At 71.0% G+C, this 23,520-nt stretch carries 21 protein-coding genes; 9 read left to right on the top strand and 12 right to left on the bottom strand.

Annotated features, from left to right (window positions below; translation table 11 throughout):
• Positions 1 to 13 precede the first annotated feature (13 nt).
• Entirely contained in the window at positions 14 to 448 is a 435-nt protein-coding gene (gene sodX, locus ACICHK_RS26605; RefSeq protein WP_406838843.1) for a nickel-type superoxide dismutase maturation protease, read from the top strand.
• Here the strand turns inward: sodX and ACICHK_RS26610 are convergent.
• On the bottom strand, positions 352 to 981 hold the full coding sequence (locus ACICHK_RS26610) for a CGNR zinc finger domain-containing protein (protein WP_406838844.1): 630 nt from the start codon (positions 979 to 981) through the stop codon (positions 352 to 354). The genes sodX and ACICHK_RS26610 overlap by 97 nt on opposite strands.
• A 361-nt stretch (positions 982 to 1,342) precedes the next feature.
• On the opposite strand from ACICHK_RS26610, the gene ACICHK_RS26615 reads away from it, so the two are divergent.
• Positions 1,343 to 1,831: a SigE family RNA polymerase sigma factor gene (locus ACICHK_RS26615; protein WP_406838845.1), complete on the top strand. Its 489-nt coding sequence runs from the start codon at positions 1,343 to 1,345 to the stop codon at positions 1,829 to 1,831.
• The gene (locus ACICHK_RS26620) at positions 1,828 to 2,604 is read left to right on the top strand and encodes a hypothetical protein (RefSeq protein WP_406838846.1); all 777 of its coding nucleotides are present in this window, start codon (positions 1,828 to 1,830) and stop codon (positions 2,602 to 2,604) included. The genes ACICHK_RS26615 and ACICHK_RS26620 overlap by 4 nt, the downstream gene beginning before the upstream one ends.
• 99 nt (positions 2,605 to 2,703) lie before the next feature.
• Here ACICHK_RS26620 and ACICHK_RS26625 read toward each other — a convergent pair whose 3' ends face one another.
• From ACICHK_RS26625 to ACICHK_RS26635, 3 genes are read right to left on the bottom strand one after another with little or no spacing between them, the layout of a single operon-like run.
• Positions 2,704 to 3,504: an amino acid ABC transporter ATP-binding protein gene (locus tag ACICHK_RS26625; protein ID WP_406838847.1), complete on the bottom strand. Its 801-nt coding sequence runs from the start codon at positions 3,502 to 3,504 to the stop codon at positions 2,704 to 2,706.
• A complete protein-coding gene (locus ACICHK_RS26630) occupies positions 3,501 to 4,430 on the bottom strand; it encodes an amino acid ABC transporter permease (RefSeq protein WP_406838848.1) in 930 nt (309 codons plus the stop codon). The genes ACICHK_RS26625 and ACICHK_RS26630 overlap by 4 nt, the downstream gene beginning before the upstream one ends.
• A 35-nt stretch (positions 4,431 to 4,465) precedes the next feature.
• A complete protein-coding gene (locus ACICHK_RS26635; protein WP_406838849.1) occupies positions 4,466 to 5,431 on the bottom strand; it encodes an ABC transporter substrate-binding protein in 966 nt (321 codons plus the stop codon).
• Positions 5,432 to 5,968: 537 nt separating this feature from the next.
• Here ACICHK_RS26635 and ACICHK_RS26640 point away from each other — a divergent pair.
• The 4 genes from ACICHK_RS26640 (at position 5,969) to ACICHK_RS26655 (ending at position 9,388) form a co-directional block, all read left to right on the top strand.
• Positions 5,969 to 7,192 carry an NADP-dependent malic enzyme gene (locus ACICHK_RS26640; RefSeq protein ID WP_406838850.1) on the top strand — a complete coding sequence of 408 codons (1,224 nt, stop codon included), beginning with the start codon at positions 5,969 to 5,971 and terminating at the stop codon, positions 7,190 to 7,192.
• 241 nt (positions 7,193 to 7,433) lie between these two features.
• Positions 7,434 to 8,399 (top strand): zinc-binding dehydrogenase, encoded by a 966-nt coding sequence (locus ACICHK_RS26645; RefSeq protein ID WP_151472867.1) that lies wholly within the window; start codon positions 7,434 to 7,436, stop codon positions 8,397 to 8,399.
• A gap of 192 nt (positions 8,400 to 8,591) precedes the next feature.
• Positions 8,592 to 8,801 (top strand): helix-turn-helix domain-containing protein, encoded by a 210-nt coding sequence (locus tag ACICHK_RS26650; RefSeq protein ID WP_010984411.1) that lies wholly within the window; start codon positions 8,592 to 8,594, stop codon positions 8,799 to 8,801.
• A complete protein-coding gene (locus ACICHK_RS26655) occupies positions 8,801 to 9,388 on the top strand; it encodes a Clp protease N-terminal domain-containing protein (protein WP_406838851.1) in 588 nt (195 codons plus the stop codon). Before ACICHK_RS26650 ends, ACICHK_RS26655 begins: the two co-directional genes overlap by 1 nt.
• A gap of 322 nt (positions 9,389 to 9,710) precedes the next feature.
• Here the strand turns inward: ACICHK_RS26655 and ACICHK_RS26660 are convergent, their stop codons facing one another.
• Positions 9,711 to 10,790, bottom strand: a complete 1,080-nt coding sequence (locus ACICHK_RS26660; protein WP_406838852.1) for a helix-turn-helix transcriptional regulator — start codon at positions 10,788 to 10,790, stop codon at positions 9,711 to 9,713.
• 1 nt (position 10,791) lies between these two features.
• The gene (locus ACICHK_RS26665) at positions 10,792 to 11,793 is read right to left on the bottom strand and encodes a DUF4097 family beta strand repeat-containing protein (protein WP_406838853.1); all 1,002 of its coding nucleotides are present in this window, start codon (positions 11,791 to 11,793) and stop codon (positions 10,792 to 10,794) included.
• Positions 11,794 to 11,957: 164 nt separating this feature from the next.
• On the opposite strand from ACICHK_RS26665, the gene ACICHK_RS26670 reads away from it, so the two are divergent.
• A complete protein-coding gene (locus ACICHK_RS26670; RefSeq protein ID WP_406838854.1) occupies positions 11,958 to 12,797 on the top strand; it encodes a hypothetical protein in 840 nt (279 codons plus the stop codon).
• A gap of 27 nt (positions 12,798 to 12,824) precedes the next feature.
• Here ACICHK_RS26670 and ACICHK_RS26675 read toward each other — a convergent pair whose 3' ends face one another.
• From ACICHK_RS26675 to ACICHK_RS26700, 6 genes are all read right to left on the bottom strand, one after another.
• Positions 12,825 to 13,004 (bottom strand): DUF6104 family protein, encoded by a 180-nt coding sequence (locus ACICHK_RS26675; RefSeq protein ID WP_003992906.1) that lies wholly within the window; start codon positions 13,002 to 13,004, stop codon positions 12,825 to 12,827.
• 216 nt (positions 13,005 to 13,220) lie between these two features.
• Positions 13,221 to 17,009: a multifunctional oxoglutarate decarboxylase/oxoglutarate dehydrogenase thiamine pyrophosphate-binding subunit/dihydrolipoyllysine-residue succinyltransferase subunit gene (locus ACICHK_RS26680; RefSeq protein ID WP_406838855.1), complete on the bottom strand. Its 3,789-nt coding sequence runs from the start codon at positions 17,007 to 17,009 to the stop codon at positions 13,221 to 13,223.
• Between the two features lie 281 nt (positions 17,010 to 17,290).
• The gene (locus tag ACICHK_RS26685) at positions 17,291 to 18,427 is read right to left on the bottom strand and encodes a HAMP domain-containing sensor histidine kinase (protein ID WP_225860969.1); all 1,137 of its coding nucleotides are present in this window, start codon (positions 18,425 to 18,427) and stop codon (positions 17,291 to 17,293) included.
• Between the two features lie 63 nt (positions 18,428 to 18,490).
• The gene (locus tag ACICHK_RS26690; RefSeq protein WP_406838856.1) at positions 18,491 to 19,228 is read right to left on the bottom strand and encodes a response regulator transcription factor; all 738 of its coding nucleotides are present in this window, start codon (positions 19,226 to 19,228) and stop codon (positions 18,491 to 18,493) included.
• A gap of 113 nt (positions 19,229 to 19,341) precedes the next feature.
• Complete coding sequence (locus ACICHK_RS26695) at positions 19,342 to 20,019, bottom strand: spermidine synthase (protein ID WP_406841328.1); 678 nt, start codon at positions 20,017 to 20,019, stop codon at positions 19,342 to 19,344.
• A gap of 473 nt (positions 20,020 to 20,492) precedes the next feature.
• Positions 20,493 to 20,771: a hypothetical protein gene (locus ACICHK_RS26700; protein WP_406838857.1), complete on the bottom strand. Its 279-nt coding sequence runs from the start codon at positions 20,769 to 20,771 to the stop codon at positions 20,493 to 20,495.
• Between the two features lie 211 nt (positions 20,772 to 20,982).
• On the opposite strand from ACICHK_RS26700, the gene lon reads away from it, so the two are divergent.
• Positions 20,983 to 23,397, top strand: a complete 2,415-nt coding sequence (lon, locus tag ACICHK_RS26705) for an endopeptidase La (RefSeq protein WP_406838858.1) — start codon at positions 20,983 to 20,985, stop codon at positions 23,395 to 23,397.
• Positions 23,398 to 23,520: the final 123 nt, after the last annotated feature.

Genomic DNA, 23,520 nt, shown 5'->3' on the forward strand with positions numbered 1-23,520 from the left:
GGAGGTGCCGTTGATGCCGGAGCTGTCGCAGGAGACCGAACGGGGGAAGGCCCTGCTGCCGTTCGGGGCGGCGGAGGTGACGGGCCCTTCGATGGTGCCCACGCTCCAGCACGGGGATCGGCTCGTCGTCCACTGGGGGGCGAGGGTGGGGCCGGGCGACGTCGTCGTCCTGCGGCACCCGTTCCAGCAGGACCTGCTCGTCGTGAAGCGGATCGCCGAGCGGCGCCAGGGCGGCTGGTGGGTGCTCGGGGACAACGCGTTCGCGGGCGGGGACAGCACCGACTACGGAACCGTTCCCGAGGAACTCGTCCTCGGGAAGGTGAGGTTCCGTTTCCGGCCGCCGAAGGCGGGTCAGCGCTCGCCGTTCGCCGTCGTCCGCTGGGCGCTGGTGGCCGCCAGGCCGGTGCTCCCCGCCCGGTCCGCCTCCAGGCGCTTGCGCGCGCGGTAGGCGGCGACGTTGGCGCGGGTCGCGCAGCGGTCCGAGCAGTAGCGCCGGGAGCGGTTGGTCGAGGTGTCCAGATAGGCGTTGCGGCACGGCGCGGCCTCGCACAGGCCGAGACGGTCCACGCCGTACTCGGTCAGGTGGAAGGCGAGGCCCATCGCCGCGATCGCCGCGTAGCCCGCGGTCGCGTTCGACGGGTGATCCGCCAGGTGCATGTGCCACAGCGGGCGGCCGTCGTCGTCGCGGTGGTCGTGCCCCGAGATCTGCGGGCTCACCGGGAATTCGAGCAGCAGGGAGTTCAGCAGGTCCACGGCGAGGGTCTCCTCGTCGCCGGCCGCCGCCTCGAAGACCGCGCGCAGCCGTCCCCGTACCGAGCGGAAGCGGGTGACGTCCGCCTCCGTGGCGCGGCGGGCCGCCGAGGAGTTGCCCTCGAACAGGTCGCGGACGGCCTCGACCGAGGTCAGCGAGTCCTTGCCCCGGGCCGGTTCCTCGGTGTTGACGAGACGGACGGCGTAATCCGAGTAATAGGCCAGTTCCACTTGTAGTCCTTACGGGGCGCTCTATCGTCTTGACGGTGGTCAGGTAACAGCTGATCGCCCTTACAGGGTATTACGTGGTCGCTCGCTGGAGGGGCTTCCACGGCCATCGCCGAGAAAGCCCGGCGGCGCGCCCTCCGCCGACCGGCACGCGCGCGTGCCGTGCGAACGGGGTCTCGGCGGGGCCCGGCCGGTGCGGCGCTCCCCCCTCGGACGCGCTGGTCCTCGCGGTCAAGCAGGGCCCCCGCGAGCCCTGTTGGAGGCGGTACGGAAAATCCGTACCGCCTCTCCTGCGTCCCGCGGCACCTCCCACCGCACTGGAAGGGTGAGACGGCCCGCGGGCGCGGGCCGGGAAGGGGGCGGGATGACGCGCGGCGAGGAAGCCGCTCTGCACGCTTTCGTGGAGGGCAGACGACCGGCCCTGTTCCGCAGCGCCTATCTGCTCTGCGGCAATCGCGACGAGGCGGAGGACCTCGTCCAGACGACGCTGGTGAAGGTCGTCCTCGGCGCGCGACGGCACGGACGCCTCGAAAGTCTCGAGGCCTACGCGCGCAAGACGCTGGTCAACACCTTCATCTCCGGCCGCCGCCGGTTCTGGCGGCGCGAGCGCGCGTACGGCGAGGTGCCGGACGTGGCGGGGCGGCCGGTCGACAGCGACACCGGACTCATGGTGCGGGCCGCGCTCGCGGGACTCGCGCCGAAACAGCGGGCCGTGCTCGTCCTGCGCTACTGGGAGGACCTGAGCGTGGCCGCCACGGCCCAGGTGCTCGGGATGCGCGAGAGCACGGTCAAGAGCCACACGGCCAGGGGACTCGCGGCACTGAAGGCCGCGGTGCGGGAGGAGTACGCATGAACCAGGAAGCGGTGACGGAGTACGTCAGGGAACTGCTCGGACGGGCGGTGGACGACGTCCGGATGCCCGAGAGCCGGGGGAGCGAGAGCGTGTTCGCGAAGGCCTCGCGGGTGCGGTGGCGGCGGCGCACGGCGGCGACCGGTGTCGCCGCGGCCGCCGTCGCGGCCGGCCTGGTCTTCGGGCCGGGCGTGCTGGACACCGGGCACGGCGCGAGCGTGGCGAGCGCGCCCACCGCGGGCGAGTACACCACCAAGGCGGGCCGTTTCGCGAAGCTGCTGCCCGCCGGGACCGGGAAGATCAGTGAGATCTCGCTGCTGCGGCTGATGAAGCAGGCGCCGACGGCCAAGGGGCCCAAGCGGGTCGGTCCGTACGACGGTGACTACGCCGTGGCCCGGCCCGACGGGGTCGGCTACATCACCGTCGGCGTGGTCCCCCGCTCGGCGATCGACGCGAAGACGGGCGGCGCGGGCCTGGGGAACCCCTGCCGGGACGCCCCCAGGGACGGGCGCGTCGGCTGCACCACCCGGAAGCTGTCCGACGGCAGCCTTCTGGGCGTCTGGGAGACGCCCCCGGCCGATCCCGCCCTGCACCCGGTTCCGGCCGGCGGCCGGGAGCTCGACGCCCGCCTCCAGCTGAAGGACGGCAGCCACCTGGACATCCGCGCCAGCACGGGCTTCCAGGGCAAGGGGCAGCTCGGCCCCCTGCTCAAGACCCCGCCCCTGACCCGGGCCCAGATCACGAAGCTGATCCAGAACCCGGCACTCCTGAAGTAGCGGGAAGGGCTTGAGGACGGGGGAACAGGAACGGGGAAGGGGCGGTACGGGAGACCCGTACCGCCCCTTGTTCCTGCGCCCCGAAGCGCGGGGTTCCGGTCAGAGGACCTTCGACAGGAACGCCTGCGTCCGTTCGTGCTGCGGATTCGTCAGGACGTCGCGAGGGTTGCCGGACTCGACGACCACACCGCCGTCCATGAAGACGAGGTTGTCGCCGACCTCACGGGCGAAACCCATCTCGTGCGTGACGACGATCATCGTCATGCCGTCCTCCGCGAGGTCCCGCATGACGTCGAGGACCTCGCCGACGAGCTCCGGGTCGAGAGCCGAGGTCGGCTCGTCGAAGAGCATCAGCTTGGGCTGCATCGCCAGGGCACGGGCGATGGCCACGCGCTGCTGCTGGCCGCCGGAGAGCTGGGCGGGGTAGTGGTCCTTGCGGTCACCCAGTCCCACCCGGTCGAGGAGCCGCTCCGCACGCTCACGTGCGACGGCCTTGGTCTCGCCCTTGACCTGTATCGGCGCCTCCATGACGTTCTCCGCCGCCGTCATGTGCGGGAAGAGGTTGAAGCGCTGGAACACCATGCCGATGTCCCGCCGCTGGGCGGCTACCTCGCGCTCCTTCAGCTCGTAGAGCTTGTCGCCCTTCTGGCGGTACCCCACCAGGTCGCCGTCGACGTACAGGCGCCCGGCGCTGATCTTCTCCAGGTGGTTGATGCACCGCAGGAAGGTCGACTTGCCGGAACCCGACGGGCCGATCAGGCAGAACACCTCGCGCGGGTTCACCTCCAGGTCGATGCCCTTGAGGATGTGCGCGAGCCCGAAGGACTTGTGCACCCCCTCGGCCTTGACCATCGGACGGCCGCTCGTGCTCGCGGTGATGTCCTTGCTGAGACTGCTCATCGGGCCACCTCCGGGCGGCGGAAGGAACCGAACAGACGGAGGTTCTTCCTCAGGCGCTGCAACGGCGTCGGCGGCAGGGTGCGCGACGAACCGCGGGCGTAACGGCGCTCCAGGTAGTACTGGAAGACGCTGAAGACGCTGGTCAGGGCCAGGTACCAGATCGATGCGACGAAGTACATCTCCACGACCGCCAGCGAGGTGCTGGAGATGTCGGTGGCCGCCTTGATCGTCTCGTTGAACTGGACCGCGTAGGCCAGCGACGAGGTCTTGAGCATGTTGATGAACTCGTTGCCCGTGGGCGGCACGATCACGCGCATCGCCTGCGGGAGGATCACCCGGCGCAGCGTCTTGCCCTGGGTCATGCCGAGCGCGTGCGACGCCTCCGTCTGCCCCTGGTCGACGGACTGGATGCCGGCCCGGACGATCTCGGACATGTACGCGGCCTCGTTGAGGCCGAGTCCGAGCAGGGCCGCCAGGAACGGCGTCATCACCTGGTTCATCTCGTCCTTGTAGAACCCCAGGTTGAGGATGGGGAACACGAGCGCGATGTTGTACCAGAGGAGCAGCTGAACCAGGACCGGGGTGCCGCGGAAGAACCAGATGTACAGCCACGACACGGTGCTGGTCACCGGGTTCGAGGACATCCGCATGACCGCGAGGATCACGCCCAGCGCGAGGCCCAGCACCATCGCCAGCACGGAGATGTACAGCGTGTGCCAGACGCCGGACAGGATGGTCCCGTCCAAGAGGTAGTCCGGGATGATGCCGTAGTTGATGTTCGCGTTGGAGAACGCGAGAACGATCAGCCCCAGCACCGCGATGACCAGGACGCCGGCCACCCAGCGGCCGTAGTGGCGCACCGGGATGGCCTTGATCTGCTCCGGCGGTACGGAGGCCGCCGGAGCCTTGTCGACAGTGTCAGTCACAGTGACTGCCCTTCAGTGTTGCGTCAGGCAGGGGGTCAGGAGCCGCCGTTGATCTTGGCCTCGGTCACGGCGCCGTCCTTGACGTTCCACTTCTCCATGATCTTGGCGTAGTCACCGTTCTTGATGATCGCCTCCATGGCCGCCTGGATCGCGTCCCGGAGCTGGGTGCTCTCCTTGCTGACGCCGATGCCGTACGGGCCGGCCTCGATCTGCTCGCCGGTGACCTCGAAGTCCTTGCCGCCGCCGGAGGTCTTGGCGTTGTAGGCCGCGACCGGGAAGTCGTTCAGGTCGGCGGCGGAAGCGCCCTGCTTCAGGCGGAGCAGCGCCTCGGGGTCGGTGTCGAAGGTCTGCAGCGTGATGGCCTTCTTGCCGTCCTTCTTGCACTTCTCGCTCTGGGCCTTGGCGATGCCCTCGGAGGTGGTGCCCCTCTGCAGCGCGACGACCTTGCCGCAGAGGTCGTCCAGGGTCTTGATGCCCTTGGGGTTGCCCTTCTGGACGAGGATCGACGTGCCCGCGGTGAAGTAGTCGACGAAGTCGATGCCGTTGCCGGCCTTCTTGCCGGTGGCCGAGTCGATGCCGTTCTGGCGGTCCTTGGTGTCGCTCATCGCCGACATGACGGCGTTGAAGCGCTTGGACTGCAGACCCACGATGAGCTGGTCGAACTTGCCGTTCTGGAACTCGAACTTGACGCCCAGCTGCTTGCCGAGGGCCTCGGCGATGTCGGGGTCGATACCGACGGCCTTGCCGCCCTCCATGTACTCGACCGGCGGGTAGGCGATGTCGGAGCCCACCTTGACGACGCCCGCCTTCTTGATGTCGGCGGGCAGCTTGTCGGCGAGCGGAGCGGAGGCCGAGGCCGTGTCCGAGTTGCCGCTGCCGCTGCTCTTGTCCGTCTGGTCACCGCAACCGGTGAGGACCAGCGCGCCGGCGACCGCGATCGCACCGACCGCTGCTATCCGGGACTGAGCGGTCTTCGTACGACGGGTGGTGCGTGCGGTCATGAGGGTTCCTCCGGCGGATCAGGGAGTAGCCGATAGGTCGACGGAAACACACACCTTCGAGTGTCGCGACCTCGTGTAATGACGGCATCTTGCCATTCGGACGGCGAGATTCACGGTGACCGCTATGTCAAAATCGGATAACGGGTGACCCCCGAAGTGCTACCGGGCAGTACCTATCGGCCGGATCATGTGCGGGAATCCCCCCTTCCGGCCGGAAGATCTCCGGTCCACCGCGACAGGCGGAAGACCGCTACGCGGCACTCGTGTGCGAACGAGGACATGTCGGGAAGTGTCAATGGATCGGGGCATGAGTCATCTCACCGCCATGTGATCTTGGTTCTATGGACTCGTCCTCGACGCCGTCCGTCCGGTAAGAAGGTTCTTTACACCCCTCATCCGGGGCTCAGGGCGCGTGTGCGGCGCGCCCGTCGCGCAGCGGCCCGTACGCAACCACAGCGGCAGGGCCTGCGCGGTGCCCGCCCACCCCTCAACCAGGAGTGGCCACCCTCGACATTGAAGATTTAAGGGGTAAACAAAGTGGCAGCGGAAATCGTCAATCCTTGCAGCGACAGCAGTACGGATCAGGAAGGCGGGGCGGAGCCCCTCGATTCCTTCGACCCGGCTTTCGCGCTGCACCGCGGCGGCAAGATGGCTGTGCAGGCCACCGTGCCCGTCCGTGACAAGGACGACCTGTCCCTGGCTTACACGCCCGGCGTCGCGAAGGTGTGCAGCGCGATCGCCGAGCAGCCGGAACTCGTCCACGACTACACGTGGAAGTCGTCCGTGGTCGCCGTGGTGACCGACGGGACGGCAGTGCTCGGGCTCGGTGACATCGGCCCGGAGGCCTCGCTCCCCGTCATGGAGGGCAAGGCGATTCTGTTCAAGCAGTTCGGCGGTGTGGACGCGGTGCCGATCGCGCTCGCGTGCACCGGCGTCGACGAGATCGTCGAGACCGTGGTCCGGCTCGCCCCCTCCTTCGGCGGCGTCAATCTGGAGGACATCTCGGCACCGCGGTGCTTCGAGATCGAGCGCAAGCTCCAGGAGCGGCTGGACATCCCCGTCTTCCACGACGACCAGCACGGGACCGCGGTCGTCACCCTCGCGGCCCTGCGGAACGCCGCCAGGCTCACCGGGCGCTCGCTCGGCGACCTGCGCGCGGTGATCTCCGGCGCGGGCGCGGCCGGTATCGCCATCGCGAAGTTCCTGCTGGAGGCGGGCCTCGGCGATGTCGCGGTCGCCGACCGCAAGGGCGTCGTGTCGCGGGACCGGGACGACCTGACGGACGTCAAGCGGGAACTCGCGGAGATCACCAACAAGGCCGGGATCTCCGGTTCGCTGGAGGAGGCGCTCGCGGGCGCCGACGTCTTCATCGGCGTCTCCGGCGGTACGGTGCCGGAGCCGGCGGTCGCCTCGATGGCGAAGGACGCCTTCGTCTTCGCGATGGCCAACCCGAACCCCGAGGTGCACCCGGAGATCGCCCACAAGTACGCGGCCGTCGTCGCGACCGGGCGGTCGGACTTCCCGAACCAGATCAACAACGTGCTGGCCTTCCCGGGGATCTTCGCCGGTGCGCTCCAGGTCCGGGCCTCCCGGATCACCGAGGGCATGAAGATCGCCGCCGCCGACGCGCTGGCCGCGGTCGTCGGGGACGACCTCGCCGCGGACTACGTCATCCCCTCGCCGTTCGACGAGCGGGTGGCTCCGGCGGTGACGGCCGCGGTGGCCGCCGCCGCCCGCGCGGAGGGCGTCGCCCGCCGCTGAGGCGCTGCTCGAGGCCCCGCCGGGAACTCTCCCCGGCGGGGCCTCACGTTTTCCGCCCCCTCCGCCCCTTCCCTTCCCGTGACGGGGGCGCTGCCCCCGGACCCCCGCTCCTCGAACGCCGGAGGGCCGAACTTTCGGCGGGGGCGGAAACGGCCTGTGCCCGGGGCCACCCGGTCGGTGGGGGACGTGTCACAGACGGAGACGGTTCCCCCGGCCGGGGGCGGAGCCTATCGTCAAGGTCATGTTCGCTGCCTATGCCGCCCGAATCGACCGTGACCAGCCGCTGAACGGCCTGGAGTTGGGGGAGCGTCCGGCCCCTGGACAGAAGCCGGGCTGGACCACCGTGAACGTACGGGCCGCCTCCCTCAACCACCACGACCTGTGGTCGCTGCGCGGGGTCGGCCTCGCCGAGGACAAGCTGCCGATGATCCTCGGCTGCGACGCCGCCGGGATCGACGAGGACGGCAACGAGGTCGTCCTGCACTCCGTCATCGGCCAGAGCGGGCACGGGGTCGGCCCCGACGAGCCCCGGTCCATCCTCACCGAGCGCTACCAGGGCACCTTCGCCGAGCAGGTCTCCGTACCGACGTGGAACGTCCTGCCGAAGCCCAAGGAACTGTCCTTCGAGGAGGCCGCCTGCCTCCCGACCGCCTGGCTGACGGCCTACCGCATGCTGTTCACCAACGCCGGGGTGCGGCCCGGCGACTCGGTGCTCGTCCAGGGCGCGGGCGGGGGCGTGGCCACCGCCGCGATCGCGCTCGGGAAGGCCGCCGGGCTGCGGGTCTTCGCCACCAGCCGTGACGAGGCCAAGCGGAAGCGGGCGATCGAACTCGGCGCCGTCGAGGCGCTGGAGCCCGGGGCGCGGCTGCCGCAGCGGGTGGACGCGGTCATCGAGACGGTCGGCGCCGCCACCTGGTCCCACTCGGTCAAGTCGCTGCGTCCCGGCGGAACCGTCGTCATCTCGGGTGCCACCAGCGGTGACCGGCCCTCGCACGCCGAGCTGACGCGGATCTTCTTCCTCGAACTCAAGGTGGTCGGCTCCACCATGGGAACGAAGGACGAGCTGGAGGACCTGCTGGCCTTCTGCGCGGCCACCGGTGTGCGGCCCGTCGTCGACGAGGTGCTGCCGCTCGACCGGGCTCGCGAGGGGTTCGAACGGCTGGAGTCCGGCGACCTGTTCGGCAAGATCGTGCTGACGGCGAGCTGATGGCGTCCACGCGTACGCGGTGATGGCCATGAGGTGATGGCCACGCGGCGATGGTCACGAGCGGCGGGTCCGGGTTTCCGGGCCCGCCGTTCCGCGTGTCCGGCCCTTGTCCCGGGCGGGTCCGCTTCTCCGGGGTGCCGCCGCTTGTCAATTTTGGTTGACACGGAGGAGGTGTCAACGTAGGTTGACATCATGACCGAAGCAACGGATCTGGCCGAGCGCGCGGGTGACCGCGATCCGCGGATCGGGCTGAGGGCGGTCTCCGCGCTGCGGAGGCTGCTGGAGCAGCTGGAGGCGGTACAGGTGCGCAGTGCGCGCAATCAGGGCTGGTCGTGGCAGGAGATCGCCGCGGAACTCGGAGTGAGCCGGCAGGCCGTGCACAAGAAGTACGGGAGGCAGTGATGTTCGAACGCTTCACGAAGGACGCGCGGGCCGTCGTCGAGGGCGCGGTGACGCACTCCGAACGGGTGGGGGCCCGGACCGTCGAGGAGGAGCACATGCTGCTGGCCCTCCTCGACCGGGAGGGAACCCGGGGTTCCTTCGCCCTGACCTCGCTGGGGGAGGCCGGGTTCCGGGAGTCGCTGGAGCGGGACCTCGCCGAGGCGCGGCGCAGGGGCGGGCTCTCGCGCGCCGACGCAGACGCCCTCTCCGGGCTCGGCATCGACCTGTCCGAGATCGTCTCCCGGGTCGAGGAGGCCCACGGGGAAGGGGTGCTGGAGCCGGGCGGGCGCGGCGGCGACGGCAGGCGGGGCCGGCGCCGGCCCTTCGGGCAGGAGGCGAAGGACGTGCTGGTGCGGGCCCTGCGGGTCGCCACCGCCCGGAGGGACCGTCACATCGGTGACGAGCACCTGCTGTTGGCGATCACCTTGCGGGGCGGGGTCGCCGCCGAGGCGCTGGCCGATCACGGCGTCACGTACGAGTCGGTGACGCGCGTGCTGTACGGCGGCACCGGTGTCGGTGGTGAGAACGGCGTGGCGGAGGCGGGCTGAGCCGGGTGCCGCGAACACGCCGGGACGCGTGAGGCCGAGCGGGCCGACGGGAGCCGCTGTACGGCGGTCGGCGCGGCCGGGGCCCTTCGGACCGGCGGGACCGTGTGCGGCCCCGTCGGCCCGAAGGGTTCCGAACGGCCCGGGGCAGGAGAAGCCGGGGGAGCCGATCGAGGCTCCCCCGGCCGGTGAGAGCTCCGCGGAGGGCGGCCGCGCACCTCGGCGAGAGCCACCGAACGCGGCCGGCGACAGCCCGGGGCCGGTCCGGGGCCGGTCCGGGCGGCCCCGGCCGGGAAGTGCCGGAGAGCGGGGGCCGCCGACGGGATTACGGCCGCCTGCTCCGCAAGGCCGAACCGATGTGGGCCGCCGCCGTCGACAGGTGGCGCCGGATGTCACGGAGCTGGTCCTCCGTGACACCGTGGTCGCGGGACGCGTCGCGGATGTCGTCGCGGAAGCGGTCCAGCAGACGGTCCAGGTCCCGGCCGGGGTTGCCGGTGGAGTCCTCGTGCGCCCACGCGGGTTCGTACTCGGCGGGGAAGTCCTCCGGAGTGACCGAGTACTCCGGTTCCGCGGGCGCCCCGGAGGGCGCCCGGCCGAAGCCGAACTCCTTGCCGAGGTCCTTCCCCAGATCCTTGCCGAAGTTCTTCCCGAAGTCGCCGAACTCCTTGGCCAGTTCGGTCAGTCCTTCCCGTACACCCGTCGGCCAGTCCCCGCGCGCGAAGTGGTCCTGGACCTGGTCCTGGACGCGCTTGGCCATGCGCTGCATCTCCTCCTGGGCCTGCGCGCGGGCCTTTTCCTGCGCCTCCTTGGCCTGGCGGCGGGCGCGCTGCGCCTCGTCGCGGGCGCGGCGGCTCTCGTCCTTCGCGCGGCGGGCCTGTTCCTTCCACTCGTGACGGACGCGCCGCATCTCCTCCTTCGCCGCCCGCCACGACTCCCTGTCCTGGAAGTCGTCGGGGCCGCCGAACCCGCCCGCCGGGTCGTCGTGCCGCTTGGACCGGGCGCCCCCCGAAGGGCCGTTGCGCGCTTCCGTGGCCGCCGCCCGCATCTCGCGGCGCAGGTCACCGGCCGCGCCCCGGACGTCCGCGCGGATCTCCGCCGCGAGCTCCGCGACCGACTCGCGGATCTCCAGCTCCAGATCGGCCAGTTCGCCGCTGCGGTCGGCCAGTTCGGCGCGGCCCGCGTCGGTGATCGCGTACACCTTGCGGCCGCCCTCGGAGGTGTGCGTGACGAGTCCCTCGGCCTCCAGCTTCGCCAGCCGGGGGTAGACGGTGCCCGCCGAGGGTGCGTACAGGCCCTGGAAGCGCTCCTCCAGGAGGCGGATCACCTCGTACCCGTGGCGCGGGGCCTCGTCCAGCAGCTTGAGGAGGTAGAGGCGCAGTCGGCCGTGGGCGAAGACGGGGGGCATGTCAGAGCACCTTCCTGTCGGTCGCGGAGTCGGCCGGCCGGCCTTCGGCGGCATCGGCGGCCGGAGTGCCGCCGTCCGTCGGGCTGCTGTCCGTACCGTCCGTCGGGCCGTCGTCCGTGCCGCCCGTGGGGGTGTCCGGTCCGGCCGAAGGGGCCGTGTCCGGGGGCTCGGGAGCCTCCTCGTACGGTTCGTCCTCCGCCGGGGGCCTGCGCAGCAGGGCGATGGAGCCCGAGACGGTCATCGCCTTCAGCCTGCCGTTGCCCGCGCCGAGACGGCCGGTGATCTTCTTGGCACCCCACTGGCCGCTGACCCGCAGGTCCTCGAAGGCGCTGGAGACGCTGCCGCTCGCGGTGTTGGCCTCGACCTCGGCGTCCGCGGGGTGGGGGAGCCGGATGGCGATCTCGCCCGAGACGTTCGACAGCCGGACGTCGGTGGGCGAGCCCGTGGCGTCGAGGTCCACGATCATCGAGCCGCTCACCGACTCGGCCCGCACGGAGGAGCCGGAGCCCTCGACGACGGTCAGGTCGCCGGAGACCGAGTTGAAGCGGAGGTCGCCGGTGACGGCCTGGGCCTCCAGGCTCCCCGAGACGGTCTCCACGTGCACGGGACCGGAGACGCGGACGAGCGTGGTGTCGCCGGTGACGCCCCTCACCTGGACCCGCCCGTCCGTCCCCGAGACCACGGCGGCGGCGCCGACCACGCCCACCTCGACGTGCGTCCCGGTCGGCACGGCCAGCGAGACCACGGCCGCACGGCGCCAGCCCTTGCGGTCGAGCCACTTGAGGAAGCCCTTCCAGGGAAGGTCCTCGTAGGCCACCGTGAGCGTGCCGCCCTCCTGGGTCACCTGGAGCGGGGGACCGTCCAGCTCGGACACTTCCAGCCGGGCGGAACCCTCGTCGGTCCCCACGACGTTCACTGTTCCGTTGACGATGCGTACGTGCAGCGTCTGCACCGGGCCCTCGAAGGAGAGCTTCTCCGGTTCCGTCACGGACCACTCGGACATGGTGCAGACCTCCTCGACCGGACCGGACCCTCGCGCGGGTCCGAACTCGACGCGCCATATCGCGTCTCTCGTATTCACGATATATCGCGGATACGGAAAGTCAAGACACCCGTTCCGGGGAACGGTGACGCGTTGAAGTGGACGAATCGCCCTAAAGTGGCGCTATGTCGACTGCCTCCGGCGCGTCCAGGGACGGCCACCCGGTCCAGGCCCCCGGCGGCCTGCTGCTGTGCCGGGCCCGTCCCCGGTCGGCCGGTCCCGCCGCCCGGCTGCTGCGCGAGCGGATGCTGATCGCCGGCGCCGGACCCGGCTGGAGCGTGCTGGTTCCCGAGGGCGGGCCCTGGCGGCACGGTGCGGAACCCGTCGACCGCGTGCTCACCGGCTGGGCCGCGGCGCTCGCCGTCGGCGCGCCCTGGCCCGTCCTCGCCCTGTGGTGGGACACCGACCGCAGCGGCTTCGCCCTGGCCTCGGGTTTCCACCGCACCGTGGGCTACGAATGGCTGGCGGACGGCACCCCGGTCGGCGAGGACGAGGCGATGCGGACCTTCGCCACCCGTCTGGGCCTCGACCCGGTGCTCGACGTGCAGTCGCTGGAACCGTTGACGCGGCCCGACCCGCTGGCCGACGCGCGCGTGCGCGTGAGCGGGCTGCTCGCCGTCCTCACGCGCGCGGGGGTGCTCCTCCCGGCCGGTCTCGAACCCGGGGAACCCGGGGACCGGCTCCGGGACGCGGTCCGGACCGGGCCGGACGCCGAGCAGGTCGAGTGGACCGGCTGGCGTGCCGCCGTGGGCGCCGGGCTCGGCGTCGTGAAGAGCGGCGGTCTCGGGTCCTGGCTGCGCGGCCCCGGGGCGCACACCCTCGCCGCGGCCCAGCTGGCCGTCGGCCTCCCGCTCACCGTCCGGGGGATACGGCGCCACAGCGGCGGCCGGATCGCCGTCGGCGCGGCCCTGACGCTCCACGGCGCCCTGAGCCTGGCGTACGGCCGACTGCGCGCCTACGACTAACGCCCCGGCCGGGGCTCCCGCCCGTCCCTACTCGTCGTCCTCGTCGTCCAGCCGGGCCAGCCAGGTCGCCAGCCGCTCCACCGGCACCTCGAAGTCCGGGTTCAGGTCGACGAACGTACGCAGCTGCTCGGCGAGCCACTCGAAGGTGACCTCTTCCTCGCCACGCCGCTTCTCAAGTTCCTCGATGCCGCGGTCGGTGAAGTACATGGATGGTGCTCCGTGGGTGAAGGGGAAGGGAAACGCTGGGAAAAAGGATAGGCGGGGGCGAGGGGCCCGTGGAGGGCCTCCGCCGCGCGCGGACCGGGCCGCCCGCCCCGGGCCCCCGGCACGTCCGCACCGTCCCCGCCCGGAACGCCGGAGGGGCCCGGCCCCGAGTCCGTGCGGACTCGGGGCCGGGCCCCTCCGTACTGCCGTGCCGGAGGCCTACGCCTCGTACACCTCACGCACCAGCTGCTCCTGCTCCGCCTGGTGCCGCTTCGCGGAACCGACGGCGGGGGAGGAGGAGTGCGGACGCGAGATGCGGCGCAGGCGCTCGGCGCCCGGGACGTCCGCGCCGACCGCGAGGTCCAGGTGGTCGATCAGGTTGAGCGCGATGAACGGCCAGGCACCCTGGTTCGCCGGCTCCTCCTGGGCCCACAGGTACTTCTCGGCGTTCGGGTACTTGGCGATCTCCGCCTGGAGCTCGGCACCCGGGAGCGGGTACAGGCGCTCGATGCGGATGATCGCCGTGTCCGTGACGCCGCGCTTCTGCCGCTCGGCCTCCAGGTCGTAGTACAGCTTGCCGGCGCAGAACACGACCTTGCGCACGGCGGCCGCGTCGACCGAGTCGTCGCCGATGACCGGGCGGAACTGGCCCGAGGTGAACTCCTCCGCCTTCGAGGCCGCGGCCTTCAGGCGCAGCATCGACTTCGGGGTGAAGACCACCAGCGGCTTGTGGTGCGGGTTGTGCACCTGCCACCGCAGGAGGTGGAAGTAGTTCGCCGGGGACGTCGGCTGGGCGACCGTCATGTTGTTCTGGGCGCACAGCTGCAGGAAGCGCTCGATGCGGGCCGAGGAGTGGTCCGGGCCCTGGCCCTCGTAGCCGTGCGGCAGGAGCAGGGTGACGCCGGACGTCTGGCCCCACTTCTGCTCGGCGGCCGAGATGTACTCGTCGACGACCGTCTGCGCGCCGTTGACGAAGTCGCCGAACTGCGCCTCCCACATCACCAGCGCGTCCGGGCGGGCCAGCGAGTAGCCGTACTCGAAGCCCATGACCGCGTACTCGGAGAGCAGCGAGTCGTAGACGTTCAGACGGGCCTGCTCGTCCGAGAGGTACTGCAGCGGGGTGTAGTCCTCGCCGTTGACCCGGTCGATCAGCACCGCGTGGCGCTGGCCGAAGGTACCGCGGCGCGAGTCCTGGCCGGACAGCCGGACCGGCGTGCCCTCCAGGAGCAGCGAACCGATGGCGAGGGTCTCGCCCATGCCCCAGTCGATCGTGCCGTCCTCGATCATCGCCGCGCGGCGCTGGAGCTGCGGGAGCAGCCGCGGGTGCACGGTGACGTTGTCGGGGATGTTGACCTGGGACTCGGCGATCCGCTTCACGATCTCCTGGGAGACCGCGGTGGACACGGCGACCGGGAACTCGGCCTGGACGTCCGGGACGTGGGCCTCGGGCGCCTGCGCGACGGCCTCGCGGACCTCGGTGAAGACCTTCTCCAGCTGGCCCTGGAAGTCCTGCAGCGCCTGCTCGGCCTCTTCGAGGGTGATGTCGCCGCGGCCGATCAGGGACTCGGTGTAGAGCTTGCGCACCGAGCGCTTCTTGTCGATCAGGTCGTACATCAGCGGCTGCGTGAACGCCGGGTTGTCGGACTCGTTGTGTCCGCGGCGGCGGTAGCAGATGAGGTCGATCACGACGTCCTTGTTGAACGCCTGACGGAACTCGAACGCGAGGCGCGCGACGCGGACGACGGCCTCGGGGTCGTCGCCGTTCACGTGGAAGATCGGCGCCTCGATCATGCGGGCCACGTCGGTGGCGTACATGGAGGAGCGCGACGACTCCGGGGCGGCGGTGAAGCCGACCTGGTTGTTGATGACGATGTGGACCGTGCCGCCCGTGCGGTAGCCGCGCAGCTGCGACATGTTGAGCGTCTCGGCGACCACACCCTGGCCGGCGAAGGCCGCGTCGCCGTGCAGGGCGACGGGCAGGACGGTGAAGTCCGTGCCGCCCTTGTTGATGATGTCCTGCTTGGCGCGGACGATGCCCTCGATGACCGGGTCGACCGTCTCCAGGTGGGACGGGTTGGCGGCCAGCGAGACCTTGATCTGCTCGCCGTCCAGGCCGGTGAAGGTGCCCTGGGCGCCCAGGTGGTACTTCACGTCGCCGGAGCCGTGCATCGACTTCGGGTCGAGGTTGCCCTCGAACTCGCGGAAGATCTGCGCGTACGACTTGCCGACGATGTTGGCGAGGACGTTCAGGCGGCCGCGGTGGGCCATGCCGATGACGACCTCGTCCAGGCGGGACTCCGCGGCGCTGTCGATGACGGCGTCGAGGAGCGGGATGACGGACTCGCCGCCCTCCAGGGAGAAGCGCTTCTGGCCGACGTACTTCGTCTGCAGGAAGGTCTCGAAGGCCTCGGCGGAGTTCAGCCGGCGCAGGATGCGCAGCTGCTCCTCGCGCTCGGGCTTGGCGTGCGGGCGCTCGACCCGGTCCTGGATCCACTTGCGCTGCTTCGGGTCCTGGATGTGCATGAACTCGATGCCGGTGGTGCGGCAGTACGAGTCGCGCAGGACACCGAGGATGTCGCGCAGCTTCATCATCGACTTGCCGGAGAAGCCGCCGACGGCGAACTCGCGCTCCAGGTCCCACAGGGTGAGCCCGTGCTCGGTGATGTCCAGGTCGGGGTGCTTGCGCTGCTTGTACTCCAGCGGGTCGGTGTCGGCCATGACGTGGCCGCGGACCCGGTAGGAGTGGATCAGCTCGAAGACGCGGGCGGCCTTGGTGACGTCGTCGTCGTGGCTGGCGTCGATGTCCTTGAGCCAGCGGACCGGCTCGTAGGGGATCCGCAGCGACTCGAAGATCTCGTCGTAGAAGCCGGTCTCGCCGAGCAGGTAGTTCGCGACGATGCGCAGGAACTCGCCGGAGGCGGCGCCCTGGATGACCCGGTGGTCGTAGGTCGACGTGAGCGTCATGACCTTCGAGATGCCGAGCTTGTTCAGGGTGTCCTGGGAGGTGCCCTGGAACTCCGCCGGGTAGTCCATCGAGCCGACGCCCATGATGACCGACTGTCCGGGCATCAGGCGCGGGACCGAGTGGACGGTGCCGAGGCCGCCGGGGTTGGTCAGCGAGACCGTGACACCGGTGAAGTCGTCCATCGTCAGCTTGCCGTCACGGGCGCGGCGGACGATGTCCTCGTAGGCCTGCCAGAACTCGAAGAAGTTCAGCGTCTCGGCCTTCTTGATGCCCGCGACGACCAGCTGGCGGTCGCCGTTGGGCTTCACCAGGTCGATGGCGAGGCCGAAGTTGACGTGCGCGGGCTTGACGAGGGTGGGCTTCCCGTCCTTCTCCGCGTAGTGCCAGTTCATCGACGGCATGGCCTTGATGGCCTGCACCATCGCGTACCCGATGAGGTGGGTGAAGGAGATCTTCCCGCCCCGGGCGCGCTTCAGGTGGTTGTTGATGACGATGCGGTTGTCGAAGAGCAGCTTCACCGGGACCGCGCGCACGGACGTGGCCGTGGGCAGCTCCAGGGAGGCGTTCATGTTCTTCGCGACGGCACCGGCGGGACCGCGCAGGGTCACGTACTCGGGGCCCTCGGGCGCCTCGGCGGCCGGAGCGGCCTTCGGCTTCGCGGCGGCCGGGGCGGCCTTCGCGGGAGCCGGCGCGGCGGCGGCGGGCTTCGGAGCCGCGGGAGCGGCGGCCGGAGCGGGCGCGGCCGGGGCCTGGGGAGGAGCCTGGCGCGCCGCGGGCGGCACGGGAGCGGCCGGCGCGGCCGTGGTGGTCCCTGCGGCCCCCGCGGCCGCAGTACCCGCCGGAGCCGCGGCGGCGGGCGCCCCGGGCTTGTAGTCGGCGAAGAAGTCCCACCAGGCCCGGTCTACCGAATTCGGGTCCTGAAGGTACTGCTGATAGATCTCGTCGACGAGCCACTCGTTGGCACCGAAGGCGGCCGCGGGGTTCTTCCCGGCGGCTTGGTCATCGGTCGAGATACTCGAGTTACTGGGGGACTGTGGCGACACGGCGCTAACCGCCCTCTTCCGCTTCACAAGGTGATGGACAGCGGGAATAAAGGCTACGCCTCCCTGGCCGAGAAGGTCAGGCCGGGCCCGTCCAACGTTGGCTAAGTCACATCTGAACCAGTGTTTCGGCTGTGGAAATGGCGGGAAACAAGCGGGGTTCCGCCTTGTGACGGGTACGTCGATCGAGGGCCGCGGCACGGTTCACGCGGTCCTGTGCCTGATCACACGTGTACGCCGGCGGCGACAGCGATGGATCTTGCGGCTCCGGTTCGAACTTTACGTCAACTTGGCAGAGAAGGGAGGCCCGGAAGGATGACCTGGATCCGGCAACCCCGCTGGGATTCGGCCACACCGATGCGTCCGCCGTGCAGATCCACCGCCCAGCGGGCGATCGCGAGGCCCAGTCCCGTACCGCCGTCGCTGCCCGGACCGTGCGGCGCGGGCACCCCGCCCCGGTTGAACCGCTCGAAGACGCGGTGCCACTCCGACTTCGGGATGCCGGGCCCCTCGTCCAGGACCTCCAGGGCCAGCGACTCGGGATGGTCGCCCCGGCGGGCCCGTACCGTCACCCGGCCGTGCGGGGGGCTGTGCTTGACCGCGTTGTCGATCAGGTTCGCCATGACCTGGTGGATCCGCTCCGGGTCCGCGTGCGCGGTCAGCTCCGGCGGGGACACGTCGAGGTGCAGATGGACGTCCGTGCGGGTGTGGCCGCCGCCGGAGCCCGAGGCGAGGTCCGCGCGCGCCGAGGCGACCATGTTGGCCTCCTTCAGTACCCCGGACAGGTACGGCCACACCTCGAAGCGCCGCCTGCGCAGCGGTACGACGCCGTTGTCCAGCCGGGACAGGTCGAGAAGGGTCTCCACCAGCCGCCCGAGGCGCTCCGTCTGCTTCAGCGCGGTGCGCATCGTCTCGGGATCGGCCTCGGAGACACCGTCCACGACGTTCTCCAGGACGGCCCGCAGTCCCGCGATGGGGGTGCGCAGCTCGTGCGAGACGTTCGCCACGAGCTCCTTGCGCTGACGGTCCTGGGCCTCCAGCTCGTCGGCCATGAGGTTGATCGTCTGGGCCAGGTCGCCCAGCTCGTCCCGCCGGTCGTCCCGCACCCGGCGGGTGTAGTCGCCGTGCCAGATCGAGCGGGCCACCGCGTTCATCTCGTCCAGCGGAGCGGTGAGCGAGTGCGCCACGAACTGCGTGATCAGCAGGGTGGCGATCATCGAGAAGACCGTGATGAAGCGGAGCTCCGTCTTGGTGTGCACCGCGATCATCGACAGACCGGTGGTGATGAGCACGGAGATGACGACCAGCGCGCCCAGCTTCGTCTTGATCGAGAAGGGCCGCACCTCGCCCCAGCCCGAACTCCTGCGCTCCACGGACGCGCGCTCGCCGAGCCCGCGTCCCCGCTCTCCGAGTCCGCTCATCACATCAGCCCCTCACGCGGGTCCCGGTCGAACGGGTCCCGACGTCTCCTGCCCAGGCCCGGCTCAGGGAGTCGGGGTCTCCAGTGCGTAGCCGACGCCGTGAACCGTACGGATCCGCTCGGCGCCGATCTTGCGGCGCAGCGCCTTGATGTGGCTGTCGACCGTCCGGGTGCCGGAGGCGTCCGCCCAGTCCCACACCTCGGCGAGCAGCTGCTCGCGCGAGAGTACGGCACGCGGGGTGTTCGCGAGGCAGACGAGCAGGTCGAACTCGGTCGGAGTGAGGTGCACGTCCTCGCTGCGGACCCGCACCCGGCGCTGCGCGTGGTCGATCTCCAGCTCGCCGAGCCGCAGGATGCCGCTGCGCGGGGTGGAGGCCGCGACCACCGCGCGCTCGACCCTGCGGAGCAGGACGTGCACCCGGGCGGCCAGCTCGCGCATCGAGAACGGCTTGGTCATGTAGTCGTCGGCGCCGACCCCGAGCCCGACCAGCATGTCGGTCTCGTCGTCGCGCGCGGTGAGCATCAGCACCGGCACCGGGCGGGCGGCCTGCACGCGACGGCAGACCTCCAGACCGTCGAAGCCGGGCAGCATGATGTCGAGGATCAGCAGGTCGGGCTGCCATGCCTCTGCGGTGTCGACGGCGGCCGGGCCGTCGCCCGCGGTTTGCACGAGGAACCCCTCGGCTCGCAGACGGGCCGCGATGGCGTCGACGATCGTGGGGTCGTCCTCGACGACCAGAACCCGGCGCTGAGCGCCCGGGGTCGCCGCAGTGCTGTTCTGGGAGGTCTGTGTCTGCTCCATCGCCCGCCCCTGAAGTGTGCTTTCCGGAATCCGTGGGGTGATCCCATGACTGCGCTTGACGCCTCAATGATCCGCGCCAGGCAAGCAGGGTACGGGCAGTCGGTGCGCCGCGGCTATCCAGGTCTTACCGCGAGGTGCACCACGTCGGGAACGCCCCGGGCAACGGGGATCACTTCGGTACGTACCTTCACGAATCCGGCATTGCGCAAGGTTCCTTCAAATTCCGGAGAGGGCTGCGCCGACCACACGGCGAGGACGCCGCCCGGCCTCAACGCCCTTGCGCAGCTTGCCAGTCCGGACTTCCCGTACAGCCCCGCGTTGCCTTCGGTGACCGTCCAGCCGGGTCCGTTGTCGATGTCGAGGCACAGGGCGTCGAACGTGTCGGAGATCTCATTGACGTATTCGACGAGGTCCCTCTCGACGATCTCGGTGCGCGGGTCGGCGAGTGCCCGGGCCGAGAGCGCGGCGAGAGGGCCGTTCCGGTGCCAGTCGATGATCGCCCGTTCGCGCTCGACGACCGTGATGCGTCCCCAGCGGTGGTCGGCGGCGGCGTGCGCCAGCGAGAACCCGACGCCGAGTCCGCCGATCAGCACGTCCGGCTCCGGGCGCCCGTCGAGGGCGTCGTGGGCCGCGTCCATGAGCAGCCGCTCGGAACGCCCGTCGGAGGTGTCCATCAGGAAGCACCCGTTGGCGATGATCTGCAGCAACGCGCCGTGGCGCCGCAGCACGACCTCGCCGTACGGGCCCTGGCGGCGGTCGATGACCTCGGGGGTGTCGTACGAGGCAGTCATGGCCGTCATCCTGGCACTTCCACCCGTACGGATCGCGGGAATTGCCGGCGGAGGGGCCCGTGGCCGGGGTCTTCGGCGGCGCGGGGCGCGGTCAGGCGGGGGCCTGTGGTCCCCGGGGTGACGGCGGGCCCTGGGGGTGACGGCGGAACGCGCGAGGTTGACGCGATGGTCGGCCGGGGTCCCGGACGCGCCCCGGAGTCTCCACTCCTCTCCCCTTCTTCCCCTCCTTCTCCTTATTCTCTTCCGTTCCTCCTTTCTTATGGGTCCCATGAGGAGCGGCCGGCTTTCCCGAGGGGGCGCGGGACCGGACGCGACCCGGTCGAGCCGTCCGGGCGTCGAGGTACCCGGGGGCATGCCCGCATGACGCGAGCGCACCCGGTGTGTTCGCGCGGGTGATCCCGCCGGGACCGGCCGTGCGGCTGGTCCCGGACCCGCCGGAGGGCGCGGGCGGAGTCCGCCCTTCGCCCCGAGGTTTAGTGGGTGTGCGAGCCGTTGTGGGTCTCGGACGCGGACTGCCACGCCTGCAGGCCTGCCATGGAGGCCTCCTTGGCGCGCCGCCACTGCTGGACCGCCTGCTGGGACGGCGGCACGTCCATGGTCCGGACCATGCGCCGGCCCGCGGCGAACACGGCGGCGGCCGCGATGGCCATGCCGGTGCACGCCACCAGGGTTCCGGCCACGGTGAGCGCGGCGCCGGTCGTGACGAGCCGGGTGTCGATGTCGAGCTTGTGCTGGGCGAGGTGGTGGTTCATGACTCCACCATCCGGCCGCTGGTGGCCACCTGCATCCCGAGCGCCCTGCGTCCCGGGCCACCGGTGTCCCCGGTGACGGCTCGCGGGGCCGGACGGCACGCCCGCGCGGATGCCGCGGATGATCGCTCACAGCGAACGGCCGTCGGGGAACATTGCGGGACTCCCGAGCATTGAGTCGGCATAGCTCAACTTGAATGCCGAAGGGGAGATCATGGCTTCGACGTCCGCATCACTCACCTTGCCCGTGCTGCCGCTCGACGACGAGGTAGTGCTGCCCGGAATGGTGGTTCCGCTGGACCTGAACGACACCGATGTGCGCGCCGCGGTGGAGGCAGCCCAGGCCGCCGCCCGTTCAACGCCCGGAAAGCCCCAGGTACTCCTGGTGCCACGCATCGACGGGACCTACGCGAGCACCGGCGTGCTCGGCACCGTCGAGCAGGTCGGCCGGCTGGCCGACGGCGACCCGGGTGCGCTGATCAGGGGACGTGGACGCGTGAAGGTGGGCGCGGGGACCACGGGTCCCGGTGCCGCACTGTGGGTCGAGGGCACCCGGGTCGAGGAGACCGTGCCCGACCCGCTGCCCGGCCGGGTCGCCGACCTGGTGAAGGAGTACAAGGCCCTGGCCACCAGCTGGCTGCGCAAGCGCGCCGCCTGGCAGGTCGTGGACCGGGTGCAGCAGATCGACGACGTCTCCGCCCTCGCCGACAATTCCGGTTACTCACCCTTCCTCTCCGTGGCGCAGAAGGTCGAACTGCTGGAGACCGCCGACCCGGTGGCCCGGCTCAAGCTCGCCACCGAGCAGCTCCGCGAGCACCTCGCCGAGCAGGACGTCGCCGAGTCCATCGCCAAGGACGTCCAGGAGGGCGTCGACAAGCAGCAGCGCGAGTTCCTGCTGCGGCGCCAGCTGGAAGCCGTGCGCAAGGAACTGCGCGACCTCAAGGGAGAGGGCGGCGAGGACGAGTCCGACGACTACCGCGCCCGCGTCGAGGCCGCCGACCTCCCCGAGAACGTCCGCGAGGCCGCCCTCAAGGAGGTCGAGAAGCTGGAGCGGTCCAGTGACCAGTCGCCCGAGGGCGGCTGGATCCGGACCTGGCTCGACACCGTCCTGGAACTGCCGTGGAACGAACGGACCGAGGACGCGTACGACATCAGGGGCGCCCGGGCCGTGCTCGACGCCGAGCACGCCGGTCTGGAGGACGTGAAGGAGCGCATCACCGAGTACCTGGCCGTGCGCAAGCGGCGCTCCGACCGGGGCCTCGGGGTCGTCGGCGGCCGCCGCGGCGGTGCCGTGCTCGCGCTCGTCGGCCCGCCCGGCGTCGGAAAGACCTCGCTGGGCGAGTCCGTCGCGCACGCCATGGGCCGCAAGTTCGTCCGCGTCGCCCTCGGCGGCGTCCGGGACGAGGCCGAGATCCGCGGACACCGCCGTACGTACGTCGGCGCGCTGCCCGGCCGGATCGTGCGCGCGATCAAGGAGGCCGGGTCGATGAACCCGGTGGTCCTGCTCGACGAGATCGACAAGGTCGGCTCCGACTTCCGGGGCGACCCGGCGGCGGCGCTGCTCGAAGTCCTCGACCCGGCGCAGAACCACACCTTCCGCGACCACTACCTGGAGGTCGAACTCGACCTCTCCGACGTGGTGTTCCTGGCCACGGCCAACGTCCTCGAAGCCATCCCCGAGGCCCTGCTCGACCGGATGGAGCTGGTCCGCCTCGACGGCTACACCGAGGACGAGAAGGTCGTCATCGCCCGGGACCACCTGCTGCCGCGCCAGCTGGAGCGGGCCGGTCTGGAGAAGGACGAGGTCGTCCTCGACGAGAGCGCGCTGCGCAAGCTCGCCGGGGAGTACACCCGGGAAGCGGGCGTGCGGAACCTGGAGCGGGGCATCGCCCGGCTGCTGCGCAAGGTCGCGGCCCAGCACGAACTGGGCGACCGGGAGCTGCCGTTCACGGTGACCGACGCCGACCTGCGCGGTCTCATCGGGCGCCCGCACCACGTGCCCGAGTCGGCGCAGGACCCGGCCGAGCGCCGCACGGCGGTGCCCGGTGTCGCCACCGGGCTCGCGGTCACCGGCGCGGGCGGGGACGTCCTCTACGTGGAGGCGTCGCTGGCCGACCCGGAGACGGGCGCGGCCGGTCTGACCCTCACCGGCCAGCTCGGCGACGTGATGAAGGAGTCGGCGCAGATCGCGCTCTCCTTCCTGCGCTCGCACGGCGCGGAGCTCGAACTCCCCGTCGGCGACCTGAAGGACCGGGGCGCGCACATCCACTTCCCGGCGGGCTCGGTCCCCAAGGACGGACCGAGCGCGGGCGTCACGATGACGACCGCCCTGGCGTCGCTGCTGTCCGGCCGGCTGGTCCGCACGGACGTGGCCATGACCGGTGAGGTCTCGCTGACCGGCCGCGTCCTGCCGATCGGCGGGGTGAAGCAGAAGCTGCTCGCCGCGCACCGGGCGGGTGTCACGACCGTGATCATCCCCAAGCGCAACGAGGCGGATCTGGACGACCTCCCGGCCGAGGTCCTGGAGAAGCTCGACGTCCACACCGTCACGGACGTCCGCCAGGTCCTGGAGCTGGCGCTGGCGCCGGCGACGAACGGCGCGGTGCCGGAGGTCCCGGTGGCGGCGTAGGGGGCACCTCCCAGGCGTTGAGCACTGGGGGAGGACGCCACCGGAGGGGAAGGCCCGGGTCCCGTGAGGGAGGCCCGGGCCTTCGCCGTGCCGTGCGCGGAGCGCCTCCGCCGTTCCGGCCGG

This window comes from Streptomyces sp. AHU1, from assembly GCF_045343905.1.
GTDB lineage: Bacteria > Actinomycetota > Actinomycetes > Streptomycetales > Streptomycetaceae > Streptomyces > Streptomyces triticiradicis.